This is a genomic window from Candidatus Ruminimicrobium bovinum (assembly GCF_902760015.1).
Classification (GTDB): Bacteria; Elusimicrobiota; Endomicrobiia; order Endomicrobiales; family Endomicrobiaceae; genus Ruminimicrobium; species Ruminimicrobium bovinum.
In genome coordinates this window covers 1-5,174 of sequence record NZ_CACWEU010000093.1, presented here as the reverse complement: position 1 = coordinate 5,174, position 5,174 = coordinate 1, and the positions used below count along the sequence as shown (strand labels likewise).

The window sequence follows — 5,174 nt, the reverse complement described above, 5'->3', positions numbered from 1 at the left end:
TCTTCCTGCCCAACAGCTTCAAACTGAGCTATTTCACCTAAAGTAAGTCTGTTTTTAAATAAACCGAATATACCACCTTTTGCATCACTTGCTTCTCTCTCGGCTGCAAGCATTACAATACCAACATTTTCTTTTTCCATATATCCGACAACACTTTGATCAGGACGTGCCGCCAACGCATCGGAATTTCCTACAAAAGAAATATGCCCGTTATCATAATTATTGTTTATTATTTGACTCCATATTGTTGCAAACCAAACTCCATGACCACCGGGTGCCGTAGGATAATTTTTACCTACAAGTATTTCGAAATTTCCTGTTTCTTCGTTATACCTGCTTACAGGATATTTTTCCTGCATTAATGTTGATAAACCTAAAGTTTTCTGCATAATAGGATTACCTGCAATTGAAGCTTCAACAGGTTTTAATGAATCCGGACTTACCAAAATAGTTTCTTTTAAAGTTTTAAATTCGCCATTTTTAATTTGTTGCGAATAACTGTTATTTTTCAATTCGGTTATTGAAATAAGCCTTGTATTACCTGCTTCATTTTTATATTGAAAATACAGGTCATCAGCTTTTGCGGCAAGTTCAACATTCGATTTATAACTTTCATATTTATTACCAAGAATATTTTTAATACTTGTTTCATTATTGAAAACTTTATTTATTTGTTCTTCTATTTTGCTTTTTTCTTGTTGAGTTGTTTTAGAATTATTTATTTTTTCTATTTGTTCTTTATACCAATTAATACTTACAAGATAATCTTCTCTTTCTATCGATGATCCTATTCCACCATTCATTAAATAAACACCTACATCAACACTTTTTGCTTCTCTTATATATTTTTCATCTTTCAAATTATCTAAATTTGTAATAACACCGTCAAAATTTACACCTTCTTTTTGCCAAGCGGTAGGAGTAAACGATTCAAAATCAAGTAATTCATCTGAAGAATCACCTTTTATTTGGGCAATTCTTGCAAACATATAATTTTTGAATATTTTTGTTCCTTCATCTGACCAATTATTTTCCTGTTGCAATTTATCTGCAGTTTCATTAATAAATTTTCCTATTTCTTTACTATCACTTTCTTTTATATTAATTGAAACTATTTCATTTGCAGAGTATTTAGCTTGATCTACTTTCTGAGTTTTTTGTTCAACTGCATCCTTACTTGCAGATCTTATTATATTTTTAACTTCATCAATTTCTTTTTGAAATTTTGAAGGAATTACTTCTATTAAAGGAGAAGAATTTCCCTCAAGTAAATTTAATGATGCTCCGCCGCCTGTTGAAATATGTGAAATTCTGTCAGAAACACCTGCTTTATTTGCTGCCGAAACGGAATCTCCACCGCCTATCATTGAAAATGCTCCGTCATCGGTTGCTTGAGCCACTGCTTTAGCTACATTTGTTGTGCCTTCTGCAAATACAGGAATTTCAAATACTCCGGATGGCCCGTTCCAAACTATCGTTCCGTTGCTCTTCCCTACCTTCTCTAAAACAGATTCTATCTTTTCAACCGTCTTAGGTCCTATATCTGCACCCATCTTATCTTTTGGAATATTTATATCTTCTGTCTTATCTGCTTCATTATTATTTACATCACCAAAATCAAGCCCGGATGTAACAACATGATCAACAGGTAATAATAAATTAACTCCTTTTTCTTCTGCTGCTTTCTGCAATTTTATCGCCAAATCCAATTTATCATCTTCTACAAGGGATTTACCGATTTCTATACCTTGTGCTTTCAAGAAAGTGTATGCCATTGCTCCGCCAATAACTATTGTATCGCCGGCTGTCATTTTATCCAATAAATTTTCAATAACACCTATTTTATCGGAAACTTTTGAACCGCCCAAAATTGCGACAAAAGGATGTTTGGGATTTTCAACTTTTGCAAATTCGCTTAATTCTTTTTCTACCAAAAAGCCCGTTACTGCTCCTATTTCTTTATTTTCTACTTTTTGTATCATTTCCCTTGAAAAATTATTTCTATGCGATACACCGAAAGCATCAAATACTACTCCGTCCAATCTTAATTTATTAATAAATTGGTCCGCCATTTGAGATTTTGTTTCTTTATCGGAATATCTTTCATCAAATCTTAAATTATCCAACAAAACAACTTTTCCTTGTGTTTTTTCATCAATTGATAAATCCACTCTATTTATGTATTCAGAATAAGTTTTTTTAGAAGATGCCTTTTTAAAATCAACATCAATACCGAATTCTCTAAATTGTTTCGCAACAGGTTCCATATTAAAATCTTTATATCTTTTTTCTATATTTTTCTCGTCCGTAGGTCTACCTAAATGAGACATTAAAACAATATTAGCTCCTCTATCCGTTAAATATTTTATTGTTCTTAATGTAGCTTCTATTCTTGTCGGATCGGTAACTTTTGTTTTTGAAGAATCAAGCGGAGCATTCAAATCAACAACAAGTCCTATTGTTTTACCTACCAATTTTTCACCATTTATATCAATAAGAGATTTTTTAATATCAAGCCTTGGAACAATATTTTCTAATGTTTTTTGATCGGTTTGAGCAATATTTGCCAAAATTAAATCTAACTCTTCTTTGGATTTAGCTTTTTCTATTTGTTTTCTTAATTTTTTGTCCGATACTTCGTCAAGCAATATTTCTCTCATAGTTTCGGTCGCTATTATTTGCCTTACACTATCTCTTGCTTCTATAAGAAGATTGGTCTTTCTATCTTTCTCTATCAAATTATAAATATCCTTACCTTGTTCGACTTTAGAAATTCCTCTGTCTATAATTTCCAACATTGTCATTAATTCTTCTTTGTTTTCACCATAGTTATATTTCCCTTCTAACCATTTATCTTGTATTTGTTTAACTTTCTTTGCCACACCGTCGTAATATTCTTTAGTTTTTATATTAGATGCAGCAATTTGATTATCTAAATAATTTATTATACGGCTTCCTGTTATACTTTCAATATATATAGGAATTATCGTTTTTTCAATAAAGTTTTTATAATCTTGATAACCTTCTTTTTCTTTTAAGGTATCATTAGAATAAAATTCTTCTACCTTATTCTTTAAATTATCAGAAAACTCATCTATACTATCTTTTACATCATCATTAACACTTTTAACGGTAACTCTATCGGAAGTATTGATATTTAATTGTAAAATCAAATCATCTTCGCTTATATTAAAACCCTGTTTTTTAAATTGAACTATTTTCTTTCCAATATTTTTATCATCAATTGTTCCTTTTATTTTGTTTAATTGTTCTCTTGCATTTTCTCTTTCAACATAACTTGCATTTTCATCATTGTAAATATCTACTAATTTTTTTATTTTTTCAAATTGTACAAAGCCATAAATAAAATTCAATGTCGTAAGTTCATCTATTTCAGAATTTGCTAAATTTTTAAATATTTTAACAACTTTATTAGCATTTTGTATATTTTGTTCACCGGCAACAAATTCTTTTAATTGTGAAGCCATGTCGCTAAAATCTTTAAAATTAGAGTCGTTATATTTATTAAATTCTTTCAATTTGTTTAATGCAACTTCAGTTAAACCTATCGTTTGCCCATCTTCTCCAAATATATCCATTGAGTAAAGCAAATCATGCAACTCATCATAATCTTTTGTAATTTTGGCATTTCTGTTAAAAAGGTTATAACCGGCATGGATACCTATACTTGAAAGTACACCGGAAACGATTCCTATTACCATTGAAGCCATTAAATTAAACAAATTGTGCACTGAGCCGGCATCTACACCTATATAAAGGCAACTTAATACTGAGGACACAAGCAATATACCAAATGAACCGTATTTTATATATTTTACACCTTTTTCCATTGTTTCTGCAGTTTCTTTATCCCCTGCGTCTTTTGCTTTTCTATATTGAGAATGTTTTTGTAAAAAGTCTTCGTCAAATACAGCTTTAAATTCAAGAGTACTAACTACAAGTTCCCTAACAAAACTGGCACCAAACCTTAACACTCTGTTGTTTGTTTCATCGTTTATGTAATTATCTAAACTATTTACTAACCTGTTTTCTTTTGTGGAATCTTTAGTGAAACGGACATCAGTTTCACTTTCTGTTATATTTTTTATTTCTGCAAGATATTGTTCTAAATCTTCAAGTTTTTTATCATCAACTTTTTGTTTTCCTTCTTCAATATCTTTAATTCTGTTTTCTATGGCTTCTTGCATATTTTTTAAAGCATCTAACACAAATTTTCTATCTGTATCATTTGTTGCTTCATTGTAAAGTTCAATTGCCCGTGATATTGCCATAAACCCTGATTCTTCTACATTTGCCAATGAATTATACAATGTATCAACATCATCTTTTATTTCAGGTAAATTTAAATTATTTAAATTATCTATTATCTGTTCATACTCTCCGCTTAAAATAACTGTTGTCCATTCATAATTAAATAAAACATTATCATTTTCAGTTTTATTATTTTCGGTTAAATCATAAATTTGTTTAAAAAAGTTTGTTGTTTCAGTAGCGGCATACATATCCAAGATATTAGATTTTATTGAAATAAGTTTTTTAAGATCATCCAGTCCTTTTCTTTCAGCATTAGTATCTTTTTCAATATTTTCAATATATTTTTCAATATTATTAAAAGTTGTTTTTATTTTGATACTGTAATCATCTGATTCTAATTGGTTACGAATAGCATCTGCAACTTCTATTCCACCGGCAAAATGACCGAAATCAAAAGCATGATTTCTCCACATATTTTCAAGTGCTTTTTTTATTCTGTCTCCTAACGACAAATCAAGTTTAGCACCGGGCTTAAATATATTCCATACGGAATGACTTATAATGTTTGAACCGAATAATGCAAAAACAATGTACTTAAATATATCCGTTAACGATATTGTTGAAGGAATATCCAAACCATTAACTAAATTATGTGCTGCAACATCTCCGGAACCTAAAAATAAAGATATTGCCACAAACATCGTAACTACTGCTGCTGCTACAGTGGATATTGCTGTTGCTTTTTCTACTCTGTTTAACCCTATTTCCATTGCTTTTTTGTTTAGGTTATTTTTGTACCTGTTACCGTGTGCATTTAAGAACCATTGCCCTGCTTTACCAACATATTCGGCATTGTTAAAATTGCCCGTTAATATTTTTTGGATTGTATCTACAACCGT

General features: G+C 30.2%; 1 protein-coding gene. It reads right to left on the bottom strand.

Annotated elements, in window-relative coordinates; genetic code table 11:
- Positions 1-5,174: phosphoglycerate kinase (gene pgk, locus ACMUOV_RS03500; RefSeq protein WP_413853723.1), on the bottom strand; the 5,174-nt coding region annotated here is incomplete at both ends.